General features: G+C 31.1%; 2 protein-coding genes. Both read left to right on the top strand.

Features of this window, described 5'->3' with window-relative positions; translation table 11 throughout:
* Positions 1-253, top strand: a 253-nt coding sequence (locus ACYQ35_RS11080; protein WP_459833550.1) for a hypothetical protein, incomplete at its 5' end; no start/stop codon positions are given.
* 335 nt (positions 254-588) lie between these two features.
* Positions 589-762: a DUF6440 family protein gene (locus tag ACYQ35_RS11075; RefSeq protein ID WP_009462573.1), complete on the top strand. Its 174-nt coding sequence runs from the start codon at positions 589-591 to the stop codon at positions 760-762.
* Positions 763-864: the final 102 nt, after the last annotated feature.

Here is an 864-nt window from a genome sequence, read left to right as displayed (position 1 = left end):
TTCAATTAGAAGTTGGAGGAATGATATTATGAATATGGTTATTAGTTTTTCTGGTAGAGAAAATGGAAATTGTGATAATATTTCCAAATACATTGCATCTAAAGGTGATTCTATTATTTATTTTAGAAATCTAAACATTCATGATTGTAGTGGGTGTAAATACGAATGTTTTAAGGGATATTGCAAGTATCGCCAAGATGATATATATATATCCTTTACGAAAGTATGCTTAGTTATGACAAAATTTTTTTAATTGTACCTATGTATTGTGGGAATCCTTCGTCACTCTATTTCAAATTTAATGAGCGATGCCAAGACTTCTTTATGCATAACGAAGACAGTTACGAAACTATTATTTCCAAAGTATATATCATAGGAGTTTACGGTGATAAGAAAAAGACTCCTGACTTTATTCCATGCCTTACAAGATGGTTTGAGTGTACTCAATTTAACGATCATGTGTTGGGAATAGAAAGACATAGATACAACCAAAGGATTGCAGATAACATACTGGATATTGAAGAAGTAAGAAATATGATAACTTGCTTTATTCAACAATAACAGATTTGAAGTTGGAGGTGTTTTAAAATGAGTAAGAACAATAGATTTGAAGTGGTGTATCAAGAAACAGGCTTAAAGAGCGAGAAAACAGTATATGTTGATAAAGAGACAGGAGTAAACTATCTTTTTATTGCAAATGGTTTTGGAGGTGGTTTAACGCCACTGTTAGATGCGGAGGGAAAACCTATTATCACAAAATAAATCATAGAGTTTGATGACTAGGCAATTTTCAATACATAGTATCTGGCACTTAAGAGGGAACATATTTTAAATCTCTCTAAAAAAAGAGTATGAAACTTTTTC

It is taken from the genome of Faecalimonas hominis (genome assembly GCF_054660755.1).
Note: the sequence above shows the minus strand (reverse complement) of the source record. Positions and strands in the feature narration are given on the sequence as shown.